21 protein-coding genes are annotated in these 19,970 nt (G+C 68.7%); 11 read left to right on the forward strand and 10 right to left on the reverse strand.

Annotation, left to right across the window (positions count from 1 at the left end; translation table 11 throughout):
* The first annotated feature begins 12 nt into the window (after positions 1-12).
* A complete protein-coding gene (locus FHS42_RS23855) occupies positions 13-546 on the forward strand; it encodes a DUF6328 family protein (protein ID WP_184575333.1) in 534 nt (177 codons plus the stop codon).
* A 271-nt stretch (positions 547-817) separates the two neighbouring features.
* On the opposite strand, the gene FHS42_RS23860 is transcribed toward FHS42_RS23855, so the two are convergent.
* From FHS42_RS23860 to FHS42_RS23870, 3 genes are all read right to left on the reverse strand, one after another.
* A complete protein-coding gene (locus FHS42_RS23860) occupies positions 818-1,018 on the reverse strand; it encodes a DUF397 domain-containing protein (protein WP_184575223.1) in 201 nt (66 codons plus the stop codon).
* A gap of 221 nt (positions 1,019-1,239) precedes the next feature.
* Complete coding sequence (locus FHS42_RS23865) at positions 1,240-1,443, reverse strand: DUF397 domain-containing protein (protein ID WP_184575225.1); 204 nt, start codon at positions 1,441-1,443, stop codon at positions 1,240-1,242.
* Positions 1,440-2,267 carry a helix-turn-helix domain-containing protein gene (locus FHS42_RS23870; protein WP_184575227.1) on the reverse strand — a complete coding sequence of 276 codons (828 nt, stop codon included), beginning with the start codon at positions 2,265-2,267 and terminating at the stop codon, positions 1,440-1,442. Before FHS42_RS23870 ends, FHS42_RS23865 begins: the two co-directional genes overlap by 4 nt.
* A 169-nt stretch (positions 2,268-2,436) precedes the next feature.
* On the opposite strand from FHS42_RS23870, the gene FHS42_RS23875 reads away from it, so the two are divergent.
* The 9 genes from FHS42_RS23875 to FHS42_RS23915 all read left to right on the forward strand — a co-directional run bounded on the left by FHS42_RS23875 (position 2,437) and on the right by FHS42_RS23915 (position 8,933).
* The gene (locus tag FHS42_RS23875) at positions 2,437-3,156 is read left to right on the forward strand and encodes a hypothetical protein (protein WP_184575229.1); all 720 of its coding nucleotides are present in this window, start codon (positions 2,437-2,439) and stop codon (positions 3,154-3,156) included.
* Positions 3,153-3,587 carry a hypothetical protein gene (locus FHS42_RS23880; protein WP_184575231.1) on the forward strand — a complete coding sequence of 145 codons (435 nt, stop codon included), beginning with the start codon at positions 3,153-3,155 and terminating at the stop codon, positions 3,585-3,587. Before FHS42_RS23875 ends, FHS42_RS23880 begins: the two co-directional genes overlap by 4 nt.
* A 12-nt stretch (positions 3,588-3,599) precedes the next feature.
* Positions 3,600-3,968, forward strand: a complete 369-nt coding sequence (locus tag FHS42_RS23885; RefSeq protein ID WP_184575233.1) for a hypothetical protein — start codon at positions 3,600-3,602, stop codon at positions 3,966-3,968.
* Between the two features lie 459 nt (positions 3,969-4,427).
* The gene (locus tag FHS42_RS23890; RefSeq protein WP_184575235.1) at positions 4,428-5,153 is read left to right on the forward strand and encodes a dienelactone hydrolase family protein; all 726 of its coding nucleotides are present in this window, start codon (positions 4,428-4,430) and stop codon (positions 5,151-5,153) included.
* 277 nt (positions 5,154-5,430) lie between these two features.
* Positions 5,431-5,640 carry a hypothetical protein gene (locus tag FHS42_RS23895; RefSeq protein WP_184575236.1) on the forward strand — a complete coding sequence of 70 codons (210 nt, stop codon included), beginning with the start codon at positions 5,431-5,433 and terminating at the stop codon, positions 5,638-5,640.
* A 5-nt stretch (positions 5,641-5,645) separates the two neighbouring features.
* Positions 5,646-6,179, forward strand: a complete 534-nt coding sequence (locus tag FHS42_RS23900; protein WP_184575238.1) for a DUF6879 family protein — start codon at positions 5,646-5,648, stop codon at positions 6,177-6,179.
* Positions 6,176-7,018 carry a helix-turn-helix domain-containing protein gene (locus FHS42_RS23905; RefSeq protein ID WP_184575240.1) on the forward strand — a complete coding sequence of 281 codons (843 nt, stop codon included), beginning with the start codon at positions 6,176-6,178 and terminating at the stop codon, positions 7,016-7,018. Before FHS42_RS23900 ends, FHS42_RS23905 begins: the two co-directional genes overlap by 4 nt.
* Positions 7,019-7,491: 473 nt before the next feature.
* Positions 7,492-7,947 carry an NUDIX domain-containing protein gene (locus tag FHS42_RS23910; RefSeq protein ID WP_184575242.1) on the forward strand — a complete coding sequence of 152 codons (456 nt, stop codon included), beginning with the start codon at positions 7,492-7,494 and terminating at the stop codon, positions 7,945-7,947.
* 59 nt (positions 7,948-8,006) lie between these two features.
* On the forward strand, positions 8,007-8,933 hold the full coding sequence (locus FHS42_RS23915; RefSeq protein ID WP_246495298.1) for a hypothetical protein: 927 nt from the start codon (positions 8,007-8,009) through the stop codon (positions 8,931-8,933).
* A gap of 391 nt (positions 8,934-9,324) precedes the next feature.
* Here the strand turns inward: FHS42_RS23915 and FHS42_RS23920 are convergent, their stop codons facing one another.
* The 3 genes from FHS42_RS23920 to FHS42_RS23930 all read right to left on the reverse strand — a co-directional run bounded on the left by FHS42_RS23920 (position 9,325) and on the right by FHS42_RS23930 (position 12,709).
* Complete coding sequence (locus tag FHS42_RS23920; protein WP_184575246.1) at positions 9,325-10,008, reverse strand: dioxygenase family protein; 684 nt, start codon at positions 10,006-10,008, stop codon at positions 9,325-9,327.
* Positions 10,009-10,082: 74 nt separating this feature from the next.
* Complete coding sequence (locus tag FHS42_RS23925) at positions 10,083-11,141, reverse strand: helix-turn-helix domain-containing protein (RefSeq protein WP_184575248.1); 1,059 nt, start codon at positions 11,139-11,141, stop codon at positions 10,083-10,085.
* Positions 11,142-11,269: 128 nt separating this feature from the next.
* Positions 11,270-12,709 carry an amidohydrolase gene (locus FHS42_RS23930; RefSeq protein ID WP_246495299.1) on the reverse strand — a complete coding sequence of 480 codons (1,440 nt, stop codon included), beginning with the start codon at positions 12,707-12,709 and terminating at the stop codon, positions 11,270-11,272.
* A gap of 311 nt (positions 12,710-13,020) precedes the next feature.
* On the opposite strand from FHS42_RS23930, the gene FHS42_RS23935 reads away from it, so the two are divergent.
* Positions 13,021-13,197, forward strand: a complete 177-nt coding sequence (locus FHS42_RS23935; RefSeq protein ID WP_184575250.1) for a thiazolylpeptide-type bacteriocin — start codon at positions 13,021-13,023, stop codon at positions 13,195-13,197.
* Positions 13,198-13,385: 188 nt separating this feature from the next.
* On the opposite strand, the gene FHS42_RS23940 is transcribed toward FHS42_RS23935, so the two are convergent.
* The 4 genes from FHS42_RS23940 to FHS42_RS23960 form a co-directional block, all read right to left on the reverse strand.
* Positions 13,386-15,656, reverse strand: coding sequence for a TOMM precursor leader peptide-binding protein (locus tag FHS42_RS23940; protein WP_184575252.1), 2,271 nt, complete (start codon positions 15,654-15,656; stop codon positions 13,386-13,388).
* Positions 15,653-16,408 carry an ABC transporter permease gene (locus tag FHS42_RS23945; protein ID WP_184575254.1) on the reverse strand — a complete coding sequence of 252 codons (756 nt, stop codon included), beginning with the start codon at positions 16,406-16,408 and terminating at the stop codon, positions 15,653-15,655. Before FHS42_RS23945 ends, FHS42_RS23940 begins: the two co-directional genes overlap by 4 nt.
* Positions 16,405-17,319 (reverse strand): ABC transporter ATP-binding protein, encoded by a 915-nt coding sequence (locus tag FHS42_RS23950; RefSeq protein WP_184575338.1) that lies wholly within the window; start codon positions 17,317-17,319, stop codon positions 16,405-16,407. Before FHS42_RS23950 ends, FHS42_RS23945 begins: the two co-directional genes overlap by 4 nt.
* Before the next feature lie 1,505 nt (positions 17,320-18,824).
* Positions 18,825-19,838 carry a lantibiotic dehydratase C-terminal domain-containing protein gene (locus FHS42_RS23960; RefSeq protein WP_246495341.1) on the reverse strand — a complete coding sequence of 338 codons (1,014 nt, stop codon included), beginning with the start codon at positions 19,836-19,838 and terminating at the stop codon, positions 18,825-18,827.
* Positions 19,839-19,970: the final 132 nt, after the last annotated feature.

Raw genomic sequence — 19,970 nt, forward strand, 5'->3', positions numbered from 1 at the left:
GACGGGGCGCAGTTGCCTCCCGCGCCCGCACCGGCGCGGGCGCGGGCGCGGGCGCGGGATCGCGACGGCAGAGACGAGAGCCAGGAGGAACGCGCGGACCGCCGCTGGGTCGAGCTCCTCCAAGAGGTACGAGTCGCCCAGACGGGCGTGCAGATCCTGTTGGCGTTCTTGCTCACGGTCGCCTTCACCCCGCGCTTCCCCGGCCTGTCGGACACCAACCGAATGATCTACGTGGTGACCGTGCTGCTAGGCGCCGCGGCCACCGGCGCGCTGATCGCACCAGTGTCCATCCACCGCTTCGTCACCGGCTGGGGAGTGAAGCCGCAAACCGTCATCTGGGCCTCGCGCTGCACACTGACCGGCCTGATCCTGCTGCTGTGCACGATCGGCTCAGCGCTATTGCTGATCATGCGCGTCGTGGTCACCGACAGCGCCGCAAGTTGGCTGGTGGGCGCCGTGTTGCTCTGGTTCACCTGCTGCTGGTTCCTCCCGGCGTACGTGCTGCGCCGCGGGGGCCGAGGCGCCTCGGCCGAACGCGACCGGTAGGGGTTGCCGGGGCTAGGTAGGTGCGCCGGGAGCGAACCCGGGTGGGAGCGGACGTGGCGGACGCACGGCGGCGAGTGCGAACAACTTTGTTGCGGGGCACCGAGGTTGAGGCCAAGAGGTGATCAATCACTGCCACCGACCCCTTGGCGTCGGTCATCTGATGGCCGCCCGATCACCCATCGTCCTGTACGGCAGCTGAGCGTGCCCCTACCGCGAACGAGCCCCGCCACTCCCCAACGAGGGAGAGGCGGGGCCGCTTTACGTTGGCAGGTCAGGCCCCGAGCTCGCCCGCCTTAACCCCGGCGACGAAGGCCGACCAGGCCGACGCGTCGAAGGAGAGAGCCGGGCCGTGCGGGTCCTTACTGTCACGGACGGGCACGATGCCGCGCGGGGCGAGGTTGGCGGCGACCTCAACGCACTGGCCACCGTTATCGCTGTAGCTGGACTTGACCCAGCAAGGTTCGATCGCCATAGGGTGCCCCTTCGTATATTGATCACAGCCACGGATTCAGACCTGCGGCGGTGCTACGGGCTGTAGTTGATGGTAGACGGAGGGGCGCGAGAACACGCCGAAACCGGCTCAACGAACCCGAGCACAGATTGCCCGAGCGGTGCGCTCCCACACCTGCCGTAGACAGCGAAACGCCCCGCCACATCCCAATGAGGAAGGGCGGGGCGTTTTACGTAGCCAGGTCAGGCCCCGAGCTCGCCCGCCTTAACCCCGGCAACGAAGGCCGACCAGGCCGAGGCGTCGAAGGAGAGGGCCGGGCCGTGCGGGTCCTTACTGTCACGCACCGGCACGATGCCATGCGAAGCAAGATTGGCGGCGACCTCAACGCACTGGCCGCCATTTTGACTGTACGAGGACTTGATCCAGCAGGGGTTTTCGGTCGTCACGGAATGCCCTTTCGTAACTGACGGATCATGGTCACGGACGATGCCTGGGTGAGTGCCTCGGCCTGTAGCTGATGGTAGGCCGTCAGTATGGGAAGTACGAACGTGGTTTCCCGTTCGAGGTCTCCCCGATGTGCGGACTCCGCGTAGGACATGAGTGAGCGATCCGGCATGGTCAGTACCGTGATCGGCAGGCTGAACGGTCGGCGAGCCCCCATGTCGAACGGAGCGACCTGGAGCACGGTGTTCGGCTGCTCCGCGAACTCGACCAACCGTTCCAACTGAGCACCCATCACGTCCGGCCCGCCGATGGGGCAACGGATGCAGCTCTCATCCAGCACCACCAGCAGCAAGGGTGTAGGTGTACGGGCAAGCGCCCCTTGCCGCTCGGCGGCGAGCGAGACGAGCTCGCCCGCCTGGTCAGACGTGATCGCCCCCCGCTTGGCGGCGCTTTCGGCGAGAACAGACGCGTACTCCGGGGTCTGCAACAGACCCGGTACGACGCCCACCTCATACAGCCGGATCTCGGCTGCCCGACCCTCACAGCTGACGTACTCCGGAAACCCCTCCAGCAAGCTGCCCTGCCGAATCTCGCGCGCCTCACGCTCGAAGGCGTCCCCGGTTCCCAGCGCGACGTCAATGCTCCGCGCAAAGCGGCGAGTTGGAGATTTCCGACCAGTTTCAATCGCCGATACGTGCTTGCCCGAGTACTTCAATCGTTCGCCGAGTTCTTCCTGCGTCCAACCACGCTTTTCCCGCAAGCTGCGCAACTTGGCCCCAAGGGCTGCTTGTGGCGAGCTGTCCGGGTTCAAATCCTTGCGATTCAACGGGCGACCACCAAGTCTGCGTTCCGTTCCAGCACGTTGAAGACGCTCCGAGTCTAGGGGACCGTCAGTGCTCCCGGTAGCGGTTCAGCTACAGAGAGGAACGGACTGTGTCCCGGAAACACGCTCCCCCCATGCCTGTCATCCCCAACGACCACCAGGGGCCACGCCGATGACCGAGCGCCCCGACCACTGGCCCCCCGCACCCGAACATGCCGATACCAAGTTGGCCCAACTCCTGGCGCTCAATGATCAATTGGCGACCGATGTGCCCTTGGTGGAGGACGCCGCCACCGAGCCCGCTGCTCAGCCATGCACCACGTGCCGGGCGGTGGCCATCGTCCGGGACCGTGCCCGGGCGCTCCGGAATTGGCCGCAGTACCGACAAGCCGTGGAGACGCTGCACCAGCATCGGGGCGCGGGGCACCAGCACGTGAACAGCGGGCGCCCCGTGATCAGTACCGGGAAGCGGAGTCTGGTGCTGACCGGACAGCACACCGTACGAACGGTCCAGGGGACGGTGTTGCGGTTCTTCCTCGCCGACACCGGCTCCGCTAGCAACGCCAGCACTGACGCCAGCACTGACACCGCTACCGACGCCGACACGAGCCGGTCCGAGCCCGCGTGCAGGTGGAAACCCGCAACGGATATCGACTTCCAACACGCCTACGAGAACGCGCTGTTCGACCCGAAGGCGCTAGCGGACGGCGAGCTGCGCAGCAACACCCACCGCATCCAACTCCCGCTAGACGCGCTGGCCGGGGCGGGCGGGTTCTTCTGGTCGGACGGCGCGGATGGCGCCGGGATCATGACCACCAACGGCGCGTCGCCCAGCGAGTGCGGACTCGACCACCTCGCGGACATCCCCGCAGACCCGAACGACGCGCCATGAGCGCCCGCCAACTTCGCGTAGCCCTGCTGGTCTGGAAGCCACGCGACCCCCACGCGCCAGGCGATGTGTCCGGCGGTCTGCCGCAGGTCCTCCTCGTGCATGACGGGGCGCCGCCGTGGCACATGCCCAGCGTCATTCTGCGTCCGGGCGAGTTGTTGCTGTGCGCAGCCGAGCGTGCTGCGTACGCGCTCGGGCTGGTGCTGCCGCACCGCCATCGCGTCCTGGCCACGGATCTTCGCCACCCCCGGCGCATGACGTTGGTCGTGGACGGCGGATGGACCTCGGGCACCGACGCGCAGGTAGCAGCCGGTGAACTCAGCCCCTGCCACTGCCACCCCACCTTCCACCGCCGACGCTGGGCCGCAAGCGAGGGCCTCGACGACGTGATGACGCGCGCCCTGCACGCCGCGCTCACCACCCCACCAACGTAAGGAAACCCGCCGATGATCCCCTTACCGCGCCACTGGAAGACCCACACCCACGGCTACGCCGCGTTCTGCCTCGGAGACGGCGACGAATGCGAGGCCGAGGCAGACGAGAGGCTCACCATCGCCGAAGTAGACGTATGGATGGCCACCCACCGAGCCCACAGCGGACACGCCCGCTTCCACGTCTCCGCCTTCGGCACCGCCGACCTCTGCGAAAACCAACCGCCACTTCTCCTCCCCACTGCCACCCCCGCCCTGCGACTCCTCGCCACCACCGCCCTCACCCGCATCAACCACCTCTGGACCCGCCACTACACACACGCCCTCACCCGCCTGAACAAGCAGGCACCACGCCCCACAGAGAGCCGGCGATCCCACACGTAGTGAACGTCACCAAGCGCGCGCCCAGCCGGGCACCCGACTCATAGCGGGTGCCCAGCTGGGCACTTCACCAACGGCCTGGGCCCCGTGAACGACTGGATCGGCTCTCACCAGTGGGGGACAGCCTCCTCCGTATGCGCCGCGGGCAGTTGGCTCACCTGACCAAGCACCACACTTCGACGGCCCGCTGCGCCATACCGACGGGGTCACACGGCGGCCCGGCTGGGGCACCTCCCTGGCCGGGCCGGTCGCAATCCGCACCGTGGTCCGACCGCGGAGCCTCTACAAAAACCCATTGGCGCACCATGGCGACCGCTGCTACCTTCCCGGGAGGCCGTGCGAGAGAACGAGGAGGTGGTACCCGTGAACGCAGTATCGACATGGGTGCTTCCCTCCGGGGTCACGGTCGGGCGATAGGTCGTCCGGGAGCGCCGTTTCAGAGCACTTCCGAAAGGCACGACCATGCAATTCACTTCCGAGCAGCGCCTCGACGACGGCGTCCGGGAACGCGAATTCACCCTCGGCGACATTCCCGGAACCCTGTGGACGCCCGCATCCGCCGCACCGGTTCCGCTGATCCTTATGGCCCACAACAACGGCCTGCCCAAGGCGGACCCCCGTCTGATGGCCCGGGCCCGGCGCACCGCGGCGTACGGCTATGCGGTGGCGACCATCGACGCTCCCGGGTGTGGTGAGCGGCCCCGTTCCGCTGCCGACGAGCAGGCGCGGGCCGATCTTCGCCGGGCGATGCAAGCCGGTGAGCCGGTAGATGAAATCTTTGAGTCCCTCATCGGCCCGCTGGTCGAAAAGGCGGTCCCGGACTGGCGAACCGCTCTGGATGCCCTTCTTGAGCTGCCCGAGATCGGCGGCCCGGTCGGGTACTCCGGGGGATGGGCCGCCCTCGGCATTCGACTGGCGGTGGTCGAGCCGCGCATCGTCGCCGCCAGTTTCTTCGCCGGGGGGTACGTGCCTCGCGCCCAGCGTGAGGAGGCTCGGCAGATCAGCATTCCGCTGCTGTTCCTGTTGCAGTGGGACGACGAAGGGAACCCGCGGCAACGGGCCCTGGATCTCTTCGATGCCTTCGGCAGCAAGGAGAAGACGCTGCACGCCAATTTGGGCGGGCACACCGGCACCCCGTGGTTCGAACTGGAGGACGGCTGCCGGTTCTTGGACCGACACCTGAAGTGAGACCGGGCCGTCAGGTCGGCGTCAGGCGCTAGGCGGTGCGGTGGCCGGGCAGCGGTTCGTCCACCGTGCGCCGCGGCGTGCGCCCCGGTAGCGGCAAGCCCGCACGCACGGCGTGGAGGTGCTGATGTGGCTCGGGCGTATGGGACTGACCCGCAGCACCGTCGAGCCCCGCGCGCCTGTCCCCTGCTGGGGTGGGACGGATTTTCGCCGTTCCGCTGACAGGATGACACCCCGTGTCCATGCTGGTGAGACTGTGTCCGCCGTGAAGGGAGAACCCATGGCAAGGCGCTTGAAGATGCTCGGCACCACCAGTGAGGACAACGACTGCCCCACACTGTACGAGGACCTGGACACGGGAGAGATCATCGCCCAGGGCGACAAAGTGACCGACCCTGACGACCTAGCCCAGCTCGCTAACGTCAAAGAACGGGAAACGTTCGTCGTGCTCCCGCGTGAGCTTCTGGTGCGTTTCGCACCGAAGGAGTGACCGGAGTGCTTGAGCTGACCAGCACGGCCGTATTGAACGACCTGTTCGAGGAGTTCGAGCACACGGCTTGGCGGCTTGAAACGCAGCGCGGGTACGAGGCTGACCAGAAGTCGGACCGGTACCGGAGGTGGGCCCGTGGCGAGGGGTACAGCGCTGAGGGACGAGAAGCGTTTCTAGCCGGTAGGCGGAAGCTAGCCGAGCAAGGCAAGCGAGTAGAGCGTGTACGGATCGTGGACGACCCGCCTACCGAGAGCCAGCGGTACCTACTCGCCGGAGCTCCGGTGACCATCAAGGCTGGAGAGGACATCCGGCACCTGTGGCGCGCTGACGCTGACCGGCTCCTCCTGCCCTCAGCCGACTTCTGGCTGTTCGACTCGCGCAAGCTGGTTCGCTTTCACCACGAGGACGGCCGCACGCTTGGACTGGAGCTGATCACCGATCCGGCCGACGTGCTCAAGGCGTGCCAACTTCGCGACAGCGCCTGGCACTTCGCTGTCCCGTACGAGGAGTTTGCAACGCGGGTACCTTCCGCTGTGTGAGCACTGATTACCAAAGAGCCCGTGAAGCCCTCGGTGTGCGGCTTCGGACACTGCGCACCGGGGGCGGGCTGACCGGCCGGCAACTGGCCGAGCGCTGTCACTGGCCTCACTCCAAGGTGTCCAAGCTGGAGAACGGGCGCCAGACCGCGACGCCAGAAGTCCTGGACGAGTGGGCCCGTGGCTGTGGTGTCCCCGAAGAGGCCGAGGACCTACAGCGCCGACTGCGGGGGCTTGAGGCACACGTTCAAAGCCGTCGTCGTCAGCTCTCCGCCGGGCATGGCCCAATTCAGGAACAGTCGGTAGTCGAGTACCGCGGGACGCAGACGATCCGGGCCTATGAGGCGACCGTGATCCCGGGGCTGTTCCAAACTCCCGACTACGCCCGCGCGCTGCTAATCCACAACGCCGAGATCCACCAGACGCCCCGCGACACGGAGGCCGCCGTCCGCGCCCGCATGAGGCGACAACAAGAGCTGTACGAACCTGGGAAGCGTCACCGCATCATCTTGTGGGAGGGGGCACTACACGCTCGCCCCTGCGCCCCGGAGACGCTGGCCGCGCAGCTTGATCGCCTCGCCGGGCTCATCGGTCTGGACAGGGTTTCCCTTGGGATCATCCCCCTTGGCGCACCCATGGCGCTGACTCCGAAGCATGGATTCTGGATCTTCGATGAGCGGCTAGTCCGGGTGGAGACGATCAGCACGGAGCTACGGCTAGACGACCCGGCTGACGTGGCGCTGTACGGGCGAACCTGGGACCGGCTGAACAATGCTGCCGCTTACGGCCCCGACGCTCACCGGGTGCTCACTCGTGCTCGCCGACTGCTCGCCAGCGCGTGAGAACCATCGGGAACATGGCGCACCAGCGCGAGAAACACCGAGAAACACAGCGGGAGTTGGCGGCGTAAGCCACCTAGCATCGTCACCACCGGAACGACGTAGCGGGGGGACAGCGATGGCTGCGACCAAGCCGACAGCACGAGCAACACGCGCTCGGGGCAGCGGAGTACACGACTACGCCCCGTACTTCCTCCGTTGGTGCCGAGCGTGAGTGACGTACGCCGGTTCGGGTGGTCCGTGTTCGTCGGCGCGGTCGCAGCGCTGGTCACGGTCGGTACCCACGCTGGCCGCTACCGATCGCCTCTGATCTCCCGCCCTTGCCGGACGTAGCTGGATGCGAGGCTCCCCCGAACTCGATGGGGAAATCCGGCAGGAGTCAGGTCCGAAGAAGCTTGGGCGTGACCCGCGTCCCACGGCACAGGTTGAGTCAGCATCGCAAGCGTGGATGCGCTTGCCCTACCGAGATGGTGCGTATGAAGCGAATCGTTGCCCGCGTGTGGAAGCTTATTCGCGGCCCTTTGCAATGGCGTGTGCTGTGGTTCGCGCACGCCAAATTCATGATCGGCGTCACGGGAGTGGTACGTAACGAAGCGGGGGAAATCCTGCTTCTCAAACACCGTTTGTGGCCCACGGACCGGCCTTGGGGACTTCCCACCGGCTACGCGATCAAGAGCGAGGAGTTCCCGAAGACCGTCGTTCGTGAGGTGCGAGAGGAAACCGGCCTCGAAGTTGTCCCGGGCAGGCTGGTGCACGTTACCAGTGGCTACAAGCTCCGCGTGGAAATCGCCTACGAGGCACTTCACGTGGGGGGAACTCTCAAGATCGACAGCTTTGAGATTCTGGAGGCGAAGTGGTTCAGCCCGGACGCGCTCCCGGAGGGGATGCAAGAGTCCCACGTCCAACTCATCAAGGCGGGCTCACCAACCTGACGGGGCTCGCCCCGAACGAATCTGTCACCGGCGCTCAGGCAATGGCGACACTAGCCGCGATGCGCGCCAACGTGTCACCGCTGACTGCGAGACACCCCGCCCATGTGTTCCGGCCTCTCGCGGAAATGCTCAGCCTGTGGGCGGCAGGCGGAATCGACACCACCCTCTTTCATGCTGGCGTCGAAAACGCCAGACGCCGCTACGTCGGGTACGGGCTGGCAAAGATGCTGCCGCTTGACCGCGTGCTGATCGGCTACGACTCCTCGCGCGCCGGCGCCTTCGGCGGATTCCACCACCCGGACCAGGGATACCGGCACCTGCAAATGATGGCCATCATCACCATGTACGGGCCCTTGGAACGCCGAGATCCCGAGCAGCCTGTCCTGGCACTCCTCGACCTGCTGCGCGCGTACACCCACGACTGCCTTCACTACGGATCGCGTCGGCGGTACGTGGAAGTAGCGGGCGTCCCTGTCCGCACGCAATACGGAATTAACTACCGCCGCACGACCGGGCAGTCCTACTCAGCAGCCGACCAGCACGGCAGCCACCACACGCGCAACCTCGGCATTGTCATGGAAGGTGCGTGTGACAAAGAGGCGCGTGCCATCACTTGGCAGACGGCAGAACGCTTCGGCGTACCGGAACCCTTAGATGCTCTCGACGCCCTCACCTTCCGGGACGTAACGGGGACGTTGGTGGAAGAGGGCACCCAGCGCTTGGTGGACGTACCGGAAAGCAACGAGCGAACGCGGTACGCGGTGGCCCTCAACAGCTACGAGAAGGGCGTCAACCGGCGGTACTCGCACCTCCTTGAAGAGTTCGCCCCTGGGGAAGAAAGCGAGTGCCACACGCGCCTTCTCGCGGCCATCATCAGCGGTGATGTGGCGGCGCTGGGGGCGTGGCTAGACGACCGGCATGGCCCCGGAACATTTACGGGCCTATTCCGCACTCCGGGATACTTTGCACCTGGCTTGACCGCATAGGCGGTCTCTCGTTGGCATCGTCCGTGCGCTACCTCCCGTTATCGCGTCCCATGGGCACCGAGCGCGCCGGGCCCGTGTGCGGCGGAAGCCCAATATGGAGTCGAGCATGGGGCCGGGCGTGGGCCACCTCCGGAATGCGAGGGTCGGGCGGGCGAAGAGCGGGGAGGCTCGCCCGTCCCACGATGCCGGAAATGGCGCCGCTCCGCCCACCTCCGTTGGGGAGGAGAGCGGGGCGGCGCCCGTTCCACCATGCCGCGCCCCAACCGCGCGACGCGTGCGCACCAGCCGCGCCGCGCGGCGTGTGGGGAAGTGGTGCGGGGCGGTGCTGGGTCATGCAGGGGCAGCGGTGTCACCACCGGTCGAACAGGTGCTCAGGTGCGTACTGACTCGCTCAGCGGTCGGCCCGCTGGTTGACGTTGAGCAGGAAGTCGAACTTCGCCTGCTTAGCGCCACCGACGTTAGTCACGGCCATGACAAGTGCAGGGTGGAAAATTGGGTCGTTGTTGTTGCCCGGCTCACCGGGGAAGTAGAGCTGCGTGGTGAGGATGGGCCGGTTGGGGGCCTGGACCTTGACGTGGATGTGCCGGGTACGCCCCGGGTACAGGCCGGGGACGATGGTGGACAGGGTGAACGCGCCCTGCGCGTTGGTGTACTGGTGACCGCGCAGCCGGTAGCCGCGGTTGTCGTAGGCGCCGCGCACGTCCGCCTGCCAGAAGTCGAGCAGGGCGTTGGCTATCGGACGGCACGCGAGACCGAAAACGTAACCGGTCAGGGTGAGTCGGGTGCCCTGCATGCCCGATTCGAGCAGCGAGGTGCGCTGGGGCGACCGTGGCTTGAAGTACGGGCCTTCCATCTGCGGCGGAGTGGGGTCATCGTTGTCGTCGCAGTACGGGGTGGGTGCGAGCGGCTGCCCCGATGGTGTGGTGTCGTCGCGCGCCCACGAGACGCCGCCGAGCACGAAGGGCAGTGGGGCTGCCGCTATGGCCGCCTTCAGCAGGGTCTTTCTGGTGACGCCCCTGGATGGCCTGCCATTCGTGCTGGCCTGCGTGGGGTCTTGGGTGTTCTCGCCTTCCACGGTGTTCCTCCCGCGGTCCTTTTTGGGGGTGAGTCGTACTGGCCGAACGAGCGGGACCGAACCTATGCGGAACGCTAGGAAGGGTCGATGGACTCGATACGGCGAACGTGGTGATTCCCTCCGGTAGCCCGAGAAACCGCCGGTGGCGCGGGGGTACGGTCCGCCTGACGGCGGAAGTCCCCGGGGCTAATCCCGGTCTCGCGGCGGAAAAAGCGGCAGAAGTACGCCGGGTCGGCGAACCCCACCGCGCGGGCCACCTGGCTGACGGTCAGTCCGGTGGCCGCAAGCAGTCGCTTGGCCTCGCGGATCTCCGCCTCCCTGATCATCTGGCCCGGGGTGCGGCCCGTGGTGCGCTTGACGGCCTCGGTCAGATAGCCGACCGAGACGCCGACGCGGGCGGCGTACGTCCCGACCGTCGCGCGTACGCCCGTCTGCCGCCCCTCGGCGCCAGGGCCAGCGGAACGACTCGGGCCCAGGTCTGGTCCGGTGCGGGTGTGCATGGTCAGCAGCTGAGCGAATTGCCTGGCCACGACCGCTGACCGGCCGATGGCCTCCTCCTCGGGAGGGGGCGCGCCCGGTAGCCGCTGGGCGCGCACGATCAACACGTGCAGATACGACCGCAATACCGTGATGAATCCATCCTCCCGCTCGCGAAACTCCCGTCCCATGTCGGAGATCAGCGCGGCAAGTGCAGACGCGGTGCCGGGCTCCGGGTGCAGCCACGGCCGCTCGGCGAGCCTGCGCAGCGCGACCCGGTCCCCGGGGTGGGCGAGCAGGAAGTCATCGGTGAACAGGACAACCCAGCCCTGGAGATCGCGCACGCCGGCCCAGTAGTGCACCTGGCCCGGGGCGATGACGCACAGATGTGGTGGGCGTAGCCGCCAGGGGATGTGCTCGATGACATGGGTGCCGGTCCCGGAGGTGACGTACAGCAGCTCGTAAAACGTGTGCCGGTGCGGAAAGCCGGCCCGGGACAGCGGTCCGATGGTGTCGAAGGTGCCGATGGCGAACGGCAGCACGTTGGGAGCTGGCACCGCGAGGCGGTGCAGGGGCACGGGGTCGGTTTCGGCGTCGGGGTTTCCGTCGCATTCCTCGCCTGGCCGATGGTAGATATCCGCGGAAGGTGTGGGCATGACAGGTCGTGCTCCGTTCTTCTTTACGCGCTCGCGCGCCCTCATGCCGTCGCCCTAAACCCCGCCCTGTAGCCTAGACCGCCAACTGGCCTAAGAAACACATGATTTCAGCCCGTTACTGCCTTGGTTCATTTGGTCGCCGGAAGCAACCACTCCGATGAGGCCGCGATCAGAGCACGTATGCCGGCGGGCAAGGCGGTGCGGATGTCGGGCGCGAAGTCCGGTGCGTGGTTGGCGGGCAGCGCGGCCAGCTTCTCGGCGGCCCCGGTGCCGGGCGCCGCGGCCCACTGGCGGGGCCCGATGGCACCGAGCATCCAATACGCGGTCGGCACGCCGTCCGCGCCGAACAGCGGGAAGTCCTCGGTGGCCATCGTGGCCGGGTAGTCGATAACCAGCCGCGGCCCGAAGAGTGCCTGATGAGCACGGCGTACGGCGGCGGTCGCCGCGGGGTCGGGGATGGTGACCGGGGAGCGGGAGATGACGGTCAACTCCGGTGCGCGCTCACCGCCGGAGGCCGCGCACTCGGCGCGTACGATCCGCTCGACCGCCCGCGCTGCGCGCTCAAGTGCCTGCGAAGTGAGCGCGCGTACGGTGATGCCGAGCACGGCCTGTTCCGGTACGACGTTGGGGCTGGTGCCTGCGTGGAGCGAGCCAACGGTGAGCGTGACGTGTTCGGCTGGGGCGGTCTCGCGGCTGATAACCGTCTGGAGCCGCAGCACCGTGGCCGCCGCGATGACCACCGGGTCCACCGCGAGCCAGGGAGTGGCCGCGTGCCCGCCGCGCCCATGCACCACCACCTCCCAGGTGATGCTGCCCGCCATCAGGGGGCCGGCCGCCGCGTGCGCGACCATCCCGGACAACAGCGGCGCCGTGTGCTGGGCGAGCACGATATCCGGCCGCCCGAAGCGGTCGTACAGCCCGTCGTCGAGCATGGCCCGGGCGCCCGTCAGCGTTTCCTCTGCGGGCTGCCCGATGACCAGTACGGTGCCCTGCCAGCGGTCGGTGGCGCGCGCCAGGACAGCCGCGGCGCCGGCCACCGCCGCCAGGTGCAGATCGTGGCCGCAGGCGTGCGCGACCGGCACCGGCCGGCCCTGCGCGTCCTCGGTCACGGTCTCGCTCGCGTACGGCAGGCCGGTGCGCTCGGCGATCGGCAACGCGTCCAGTTCGGCGCGGAACATGACGGTCGGCCCGGGGCCGGTGCGCAACCGGCCCACCACCCCGTGCCCGCCGACGCCTTGGGTAACCGCGTAGCCGCTCTGGCGCAGCCAGTTGGCGAACCGGGCGGCCGTGCGCACCTCGGAGCCCGACAGCTCGGGATCGGCGTGGGTCTCCAGGCAGAATGTCACGGCGGGCTTGAGTACGGCGGGCAGCCCGGCGAGCACACCGAGGACGGCGGGCCGGGGGCGGGGCTCGGTACTGAAACCGGCATCGGTACCGGTATTGATACTGGTATCGGTACTGGTATCGCTGTGGTCGTACGGGCCGGCCTCGGGTGCCTTCGTGCCGCCGGGGGCATCCGGGTTACCGAGGGGCATCGGGGGTGCCGGCTCGGGATCGCGTTGGCTCATGCGGGAACTCCGTTCCGTAACTGGTGATGCGGGCAGTTCCGTCAGTAGTGGTGCGGGCAGTGGGTCGAGTGACGTGGCCCGCGGGTCCTGTGCGCCGCTCCCCCGCCGCTGGCTCGAACGTGTTGGTGTGCCGCCGGCGCACGCGGCCGGGTGGGGCCGCTGTCACCGGATGACAGGGGGTGTCAGTGAGTGTCAGTGGAGTGACAGCAGTTCGCCGGTGGTACTGCCAGCGGCTTCCGATGGAATGGGGACCGCACCAACCACTGCCCGGTCGCCTGGCGCGGTCTGGCACTCATACCTGGGAGGCAGTTATGGCCCCGAAGACTGACCTGGCTTCGCTCGCCGACGAGATCTTGGAGCTGGAGTCGGAGACCTTCGAGATCTCCGACTACTCGGACGCCAGCGAGGTCGTGCTCGCCGGTTCCACGAGTTGCAGCAGCACCAGCACCTGCTCCAGCACCACCAGCACCACGAGTTGCAGCGCCTGACGGCTGCTCCATGCGTGCGGCGCCCCGTGGCGCCCGAGCCCTCTCCGTTCGCGGAGAGGGCTTCGCGCGTTGCAGGACCGGCGCGCCCCGAACGCGCCGGCCGCCACGAACCCGGTGTGGTGCGCCCACCCGCTCGGCCCGCCCTCCATGCGCCCGCCAGGGGGCCGTGCTGTTCGCGGCCCCTGACGTCACGGGAAGGGATGCGGTACGCGCTTGATCTCGTCCTCCGTCAGGTCCGTGTCCCGCCACCCGGCCCGGCGAAAAGCGGTACGCAAGCGGGGCATCAGCAGGGCGCGCTGCCGGGACCAGCCGAAGTCGATGGGCAGCAGCCCGGGGGCCAGCGTGCACACGGTGTGCAACCCCATCGCCCGCTGCTCCGGCGTCGTCTGGTCCACCACGATCACATCGAACCCCGCGCCGGCGAGCTGATCGCGGCACCAGGCCAGGTCGTCGCGCAGATCCAGGGTGCGCGGCCGGGCCCGCTGCCAGTCGGCGTAGATCGTCTCCAACGTGCCGACCCCGGCCGGTCGCAGATAGCCGCGGGCGTGCTCGGCCATCTCGGGCAGCCCGTACAACTGCGCATGGTCCTTCAGATGCAGCACCCGGTCGTAGTCGGCCGCCATGGCCTCCAGCTCGCCGCGCCGCTCTTGGACCTGGCGGCCCAGGTGCGGGATGTAGGTGAGGACTTCGGAGAGCGCGGCCTCGATGGCGGACTCGGGGTCGAGGCTGGCCCCGGCGCCGAATGACAGCGTTCCGGGCCCGCCGTCGCGGCGTACGGCCAGCGCGGTAACGGCCGGCACGGCCAGGTCCACGCGGTTGTCGAAGGCATGGACGTCATAGCCCTGGAGCGCGGCCCGATCCACCATGCCGCGCACCATCTCGCCTCGGCAGGAGGCTAGGTCGATCTCGGTGAGCGGCACATCTCCGTACCAGGCGAGCAGGAACGAGTCCCGCTCGATGAGTTCGAGCAGCCCGGACAGGGCCGCCTCTTCCATGCTGCCGCCGATGGCGCAGCCGTTGGAACTCTCGAAGACGAAGTTGTCGGCGCGCAGCGGGGCGCTGTAGTGCACGAGCCTGGCGGGTACCAGGATCGAGCGTTCGTCGCGGAGCGAGTAGCCCCACAGCCAGGGCATGGCCTGGTCGGGGTCGAACGGTCGCACCCGTGGATCGGTGCGGTAGGTGTGGGGTGCGTAGAAGCCGCAGGCTGCCGGGTCGAGCGCATCGCCGGCGAGGTTGGCGTACGAGTCGATCAGCGGCTCGGCGCGGCGTCTGCGGTGGGTGCCGGCGTACCGCTCAAGTCCTTCCAAGAAGGCAAGAGTTCGGCTGGATGTGAAGGAGTGGGACTGGCCGCTCCAGGTGACGTCCACCAGACCCGCGTAGCTGCGTACGAAGACGCTGCCCGCTACCGGCGCCGTGGTGGGCGAGGTGACATTGATCCAGGTGCCGGCGCCGAGCGCGCCGCACACCGGGTTGGCCAGCGCGGCGGTTGGCAGCGGGTAGGAGGAGGCGGGCCGCTCGCGGTAGACGTCCGGGGCCGGCTTCGCGCGAGCGGCGAGCGTGAGGCGGGCGCTCTGCGCGTCCTCGGTGGAGCGAGGGGCGCAGCTCGGGCACAACGGGTCGGCCAGCAGCGGAAAGCTGTGTACCTGGAGCGTGCGCAGGTCGAGTCGGGAGACGTGCGGTAGCAGGTGGTCGGCGGGGGCAGCCGCCGGCGATACGGGCACGGGAGTGGCGGACACCGCGGGGACCGGCGCCCCCGCGGTGCTGGTGGTTTTGGTGGCGCCGGCGCCGGCCGTGGCGGTCGCGCCGGGTGTGTGCGTCGTGCCGGGTGCGTGCGTCGTGCCGGTTGCGTGCGCCGTGCCGGGTGTGTGGGCGGTGCCCGTTGCGTGGGCGGTGCCGCCGATCACCGCTGCGTACAGCGCCCGGGCGGCGTCCAGGGCGAAGCCGTGCAGCAGCGGCCAGGTACCGACAGCCGTGGTGCCGGTGCCGGTTTCCAGGGCCTCGCGTTCGGAGCGGGTACGCAGTCGCTGCCAGCGGATCGCCAGGCAGTGGCCGCAGCCGGCCACGCCGCCGGGTGCACCGCCCCAGGGGCCGATGAGCACGGCCTCGGCGCTGAGGTGGACTCGGGCGGCGCCGCGCAGCGGGCCATACGGGTCGCGGGGTGGTGGCTGCTGCGGATCGAAGGCGCCAAGCGGCACCACGACGGGCCTCGGGAGTGCGGCGTCGGTGTGGTGTGCGAGGGCGGCGGCGAGTATGCGGCAGCCGGCGGCCAGCGGCGCGCCGTCGTCGTCGGCTAGGCCGTCAATGCCGTGGATACCGTCGATACCGTCGGGGTCAACGGCGGGCGCGGCAGGGTCGGCGAGTGTGGCGGCGGTGCTGGGCGTGGCCGTGACCGCACGCACCGCTGCGGTGGCGGGAGTAGCCGTGGTGGTGGGAGTGGTGGCGCGAGTGGTTGCGGTCATGGGCGGTTGCTCCACTTGAAGGTTTTTACCGCGATGGCGCCGAAGATGAGGGTGAACCCGATCAGTCCCGCGCAGTCCACCGTCAACTCTCCAGCGCTGGCGGAGCCGGAGAGCGCCCCGGAGATGCCGTCGTTGAGGTAGCGCAGCGGCAACACCCAGGAGATGCTCTGCATCCATCCGGGCATGGCGTCCAGCGGAAAGAAGGAACCGGACAAGAACGCCATCGGCACCATCAGGAAGTTGGCGATGGCGGCGACCGCCTCCGGGGTGTCGGCGAACGTGCCGACCACGGCGCCGATCACCACGAAGGCGGTGATCCCCAGTACCAGGACCGGCACCGCAAGCGGCCAGGTGGCGTCCAGCTCAAGCCCGAACAGCGGCAGCAGCGCGACCACGATGAACAGCACCGACTGCACCACACCGATGACCAGCGCGATCACATAGCGGGAGCCGATCACCGAGGACAGCCTGACCGGCGTCATCCTGATCAGCCGCAGCAGATCATCGGCGCGCCACTGCATGAGCGTGAACGCGACCCCGAACACGGCCGCATTGCCCACGCCCCAAGACAGCACGCCGGGCGCGATGTAGCCGATGTAGGGGCGGCCCGTCTCCTCCACGTCCTGGCCGCGGAAGATCAGTCCGAAGACGACGAGGAACAGGAGCGGGAAGGCGAAGGTGAAAAAGAGGGTGGCCTTGTCACGGACGTACGCCCGGTAGCTGGCCTCGGTCAGGGCGGCGTAGGCGCTCATCGGCTCTCCGTGAGTTGGAGGTAGACGTCTTCGAGGGTGGCGGTACGGGTTTGCACCCCTTGCAGGCCCGCGATCTCGTTGACGGCGGCGAGCACAGGGCCGGCGTCGTCACCGGTTTCGATGACGAGGGCGCCGCCCTCGACGGTCACCTCGCGCACGCCCGTGATGGCCCGCGCCTGGTCCACCGTCAACCGGTCGGCCGGCACCAGGAGCCGGGTGGCCGTCCCGGCCGCACCGATCAGCCGGCGCGGGGTGTCCAAGGCTGCGACGGAGCCGCCGACCAAGATCGCCACCCGGTCGCACAGGGCCTCGGCCTCATCGAGGTGGTGGGTGGTGTAGACGATGGTGCGGCCCTGGCCCTTGAGGTCGCGCAGCACCTGCCACAGCGCACGCCTGGCCTGGGGGTCAAGGGCGGCCGTCGGCTCGTCAAGGAAGATGAGTTCTGGTTCGTGGACGAGGGCCGACGCGATGGCGAGCCGCTGCCGTTGCCCGCCGGAGAGCCGGTCCACGCGGCTGCCCGCCTGCTCGGTGAGGCCGACGAGGGCGAGCGTACGGTCCACGGCGGCGGGGTCGGCTCCGTACAGTGCGGCCACCGTGCACAGGTGCTCGTGCGCGGTGAGCCGCACGAAGAACGCGGAGCTTTGGGTTTGCACGCCGATCCGCGGCAGCAGCGCGATATCGCGTGGCCAGGGCGGCATGCCCAGTACGGAGACGGTGCCCGCGTCGGCGTGCCGCAGCCCCTCCATGATTTCCACCAGCGTGGTCTTGCCCGCACCGTTGGGGCCGAGCAGCCCGAAGAACTCGCCCCGTCTGACCTCCAGCGAGACACCGGCCACGGCCTGGAGCCCGCCGTACGCCTTGTGCACCCCCGCAAGGACGATCGCGGGGTCGGGGGTGCCGAGCTCGGTCATGGTTGTCAGCGGTTGTGCTTCGCTCACGGCTGCCTTCCTCGGCGTGGTGTGTGGCGTGCTGTCCGACTTGGTGTGAGGTCTGGTCTCGGGCCTGGTGGCCGGCCGGGGCCCGGGGCGGGGGGCGCTGGCCTGTGCCGGGGCGTGCGGGGCCGAGCCGGGCGTGGCCAACTCCTGTTCCGTGTTCTCCGCTTTTGCGCGTTCCCCTTCCGTACGCACCCCTTCCGCGCGCTCCCGCTTGACCCGTTCCGTACGGGCCCGTGCCGCGCCGCCCACCAGCGTCGCCGCGCCGAACACCGCCAGCAGCACCGCCGGAACGAGGGCCGCCGCGGAGCCAAACCGGTCGCCGAGCAGCCGGTGGCAGGCCCACACGACGCCGGTGAACAGGGCGGCGAGCGAGAGCACGACGGCCGCCGCGTACGCCGGGTAGGCGATGCGCGCCCGGCGCGGGTAGCCGGCGGTGCCCTCGCCGCGGCCGATGGCGCCCAGCGCGGCGAGCCGCAGATAGCGGCGGCTCTCGGCGGCGTAGTCGGTCATGCCCGCCAGGTGGGAGGCCATCTTGTAGCCGTCGAGCGGCGGCACCGGGACGAGGTTGATCCACGCCTGGGCGCTGCCGAGCAACAGCACGGCAGCCAGCGCGTCGCGCGCCGGTTCATCGTTGGGCAGGGCCAGCCACAGCGGGAAGAACGGCAGCAGGAACAGCGCATTGAGGAACGCGCCCGCGCCCGCCGTGGCGACCTGGTGCCAACGGCTGCGGAGATACAGGTAGTTCTCCACCGTGCAGTACATGATCATCACGGGCAGTCGCCACCGCAGCCCGATCTCGCTGACCGTGCCCCCAAAGCGGCGTGCGGTCACCCCATGCGCCAACTCGTGCAACGCCGTGCTCAGCCACATCAGGGAGCACACGGCAAGCAGCAGCGCCGGGTTCTGAAAGGCGCGTCCCGTCGCATCCGTCAACTCGCCAAGGTGCAGCGCCACGACCGTCTGTACGGCGAGTACGAGCAGCAGCAGCGGCACGACGACCGGCGCGGCGAGCGCGAAGCCGACGATACGGTGCAGCCGATCGACGACCGCCGAAGCGTCGCTGACCAGCCGCACCGAGCCCTTGAAGAGGGTGGAGCGCTCGCCGGCGGGCCCCGCGGAATCCGCCATGCCCGGTGCTACCGATGCTGCTGATACGGCTGATACGGCTGATACGGCCGATGCCGCTGACGCGGGGGTGCCGGCGAGTAGCCCCTTGGTGTGCAGCAGGCGCAACATCTGCTGCCAGTTGGCCTCACCGAGCCGGCGGCCGAAGGCAGCCGCGTACTCATCGCCGATGTCACCGAGGCTGCGCCGGCCGTCGAGCCGGGCGATGATGAAGTGCTCCTTGGGCCCGACCTCGAAGGACTGGCCACTGTCGGGGTCCTTCACGAGGTGAACCGAGGTCCGGCCACGCAGCAGCGGCTGGCTGAGCAGGACGCCACCGCGTACGGCCGGGCGGTGGTCGGCCAGTTGCCACCCGGTCACGGCCGCTCCCCCGCCGTCCACTCCCGCAGCGCGCGGCCAAGGACGTAGGCGAGGTACGCCTCGTCGCGGATGGTCACATGCAGCCGATTGTTGGTCATGTGCATGTACGGGGACAGCAGCAGGGGCAGCGCCTGCGCGGGGTCGGTGACGCACTCGTCGCGAGTGCCATCCCAAGAGCGGAAGACCAGGTCGCCTCCGGTGGCCAAGTCATGGGCGCGCTGGCGCAGCTCGGCACAGTGCTCGGCCCAGCCGCGCAAGAAGCCGGGCAGTCGCTCGACGCCGCCCGCCTCGCTGTGCGCGGCGGCGCGGATGCCGGCGAACCGCCGCCCGAGGTCGGTGCCCATCGCGGCGTACCCCTCCTCGTACTCCTTGGCGCCGATGAAGTTGGTACCGGAGAACGCCTTGTGCCAAAAGACGTGGTAGCTGTCCAGGTACTGCGCCAACTCTTCGGTGGCGCTGAGGAAACAGCCGGACATCACCATCATCAGCTGCGCCGACGTGCCAAGGAGCACGGTGCGCAGATGCAGGTTCTTGGTACGCAGGGCGTCGATGACCAGGTCGCTGGAGTGCCGGAAGTGCCATTCGGCCAGCTCGATGCCGGCCGGGCCGCCGTACTTGCCGTACTCGGGTTCGTACGGCTCATGGCTCCAACTGTTGTTGGGGCGCAGGTTCATCCGGCCGTCGCTGTTCATGAAGTCCCCGCGTTCACCCTCGGGGAACTCGATCTCGAACAGCGCGTTGTAGAAATCGTTCAAGAAGCCTGAGTCCACCTGGTAGAGCGCGGGCCGGATCCGCAAGAACGCCTCGACCGCCGCCTCCGCACGCGCCCTGACCCGCTCCGTCGCGGCCTCGGACGTCGGCCGCAGGCGTAGCCGCACATGCGGGCCCTCCAGCCAGTAGTTGATGAAGAAGTACCCGGCCAGCAACCCGTCGTCGGTCAACTCCTGGACGAGCGGGCGTACGCACTGCACAAGCAGCGGCTGCGGGTTGGCCGCGTAGAAGATGTGCATCGCCTGCCAGGGGCCCGGTGTGGGCCCCGCGCCGGACACGGCCCGGGCGTCGGCCCCGGTTTCGCAAGAGACGGGGGCGGTGGGGACAGGGGCGGTGGTGGCGGCGGCCGGCTCCGCCGCCGGCCGCACGGT

The sequence above is a fragment of the Streptomyces zagrosensis genome (assembly GCF_014203645.1).
Classification (GTDB): Bacteria; Actinomycetota; Actinomycetes; order Streptomycetales; family Streptomycetaceae; genus Streptomyces; species Streptomyces zagrosensis.

Bases quoted from the DNA above. Each gene is read 5' to 3' on its own strand.
- FHS42_RS23860 (WP_184575223.1), bottom strand. From the start codon at position 1,018: ATGGCGATCGAACCTTGCTGGGTCAAGTCCAGCTACAGCGATAACGGT.
- FHS42_RS23875 (WP_184575229.1), top strand. From the start codon at position 2,437: ATGACCGAGCGCCCCGACCACTGGCCCCCCGCACCCGAACATGCCGAT.
- FHS42_RS23880 (WP_184575231.1), top strand. From the start codon at position 3,153: ATGAGCGCCCGCCAACTTCGCGTAGCCCTGCTGGTCTGGAAGCCACGC.
- FHS42_RS23885 (WP_184575233.1), top strand. From the start codon at position 3,600: ATGATCCCCTTACCGCGCCACTGGAAGACCCACACCCACGGCTACGCC.
- FHS42_RS23890 (WP_184575235.1), top strand. From the start codon at position 4,428: ATGCAATTCACTTCCGAGCAGCGCCTCGACGACGGCGTCCGGGAACGC.
- FHS42_RS23895 (WP_184575236.1), top strand. From the start codon at position 5,431: ATGGCAAGGCGCTTGAAGATGCTCGGCACCACCAGTGAGGACAACGAC.
- FHS42_RS23910 (WP_184575242.1), top strand. From the start codon at position 7,492: ATGAAGCGAATCGTTGCCCGCGTGTGGAAGCTTATTCGCGGCCCTTTG.
- FHS42_RS23915 (WP_246495298.1), top strand. From the start codon at position 8,007: ATGCGCGCCAACGTGTCACCGCTGACTGCGAGACACCCCGCCCATGTG.
- FHS42_RS23925 (WP_184575248.1), bottom strand. From the start codon at position 11,141: ATGCCCACACCTTCCGCGGATATCTACCATCGGCCAGGCGAGGAATGC.
- FHS42_RS23930 (WP_246495299.1), bottom strand. From the start codon at position 12,709: ATGAGCCAACGCGATCCCGAGCCGGCACCCCCGATGCCCCTCGGTAAC.
- FHS42_RS23935 (WP_184575250.1), top strand. From the start codon at position 13,021: ATGGCCCCGAAGACTGACCTGGCTTCGCTCGCCGACGAGATCTTGGAG.
- FHS42_RS23940 (WP_184575252.1), bottom strand. From the start codon at position 15,656: ATGACCGCAACCACTCGCGCCACCACTCCCACCACCACGGCTACTCCC.
- FHS42_RS23945 (WP_184575254.1), bottom strand. From the start codon at position 16,408: ATGAGCGCCTACGCCGCCCTGACCGAGGCCAGCTACCGGGCGTACGTC.
- FHS42_RS23950 (WP_184575338.1), bottom strand. From the start codon at position 17,319: ATGACCGAGCTCGGCACCCCCGACCCCGCGATCGTCCTTGCGGGGGTG.
- FHS42_RS23960 (WP_246495341.1), bottom strand. From the start codon at position 19,838: ATGCACATCTTCTACGCGGCCAACCCGCAGCCGCTGCTTGTGCAGTGC.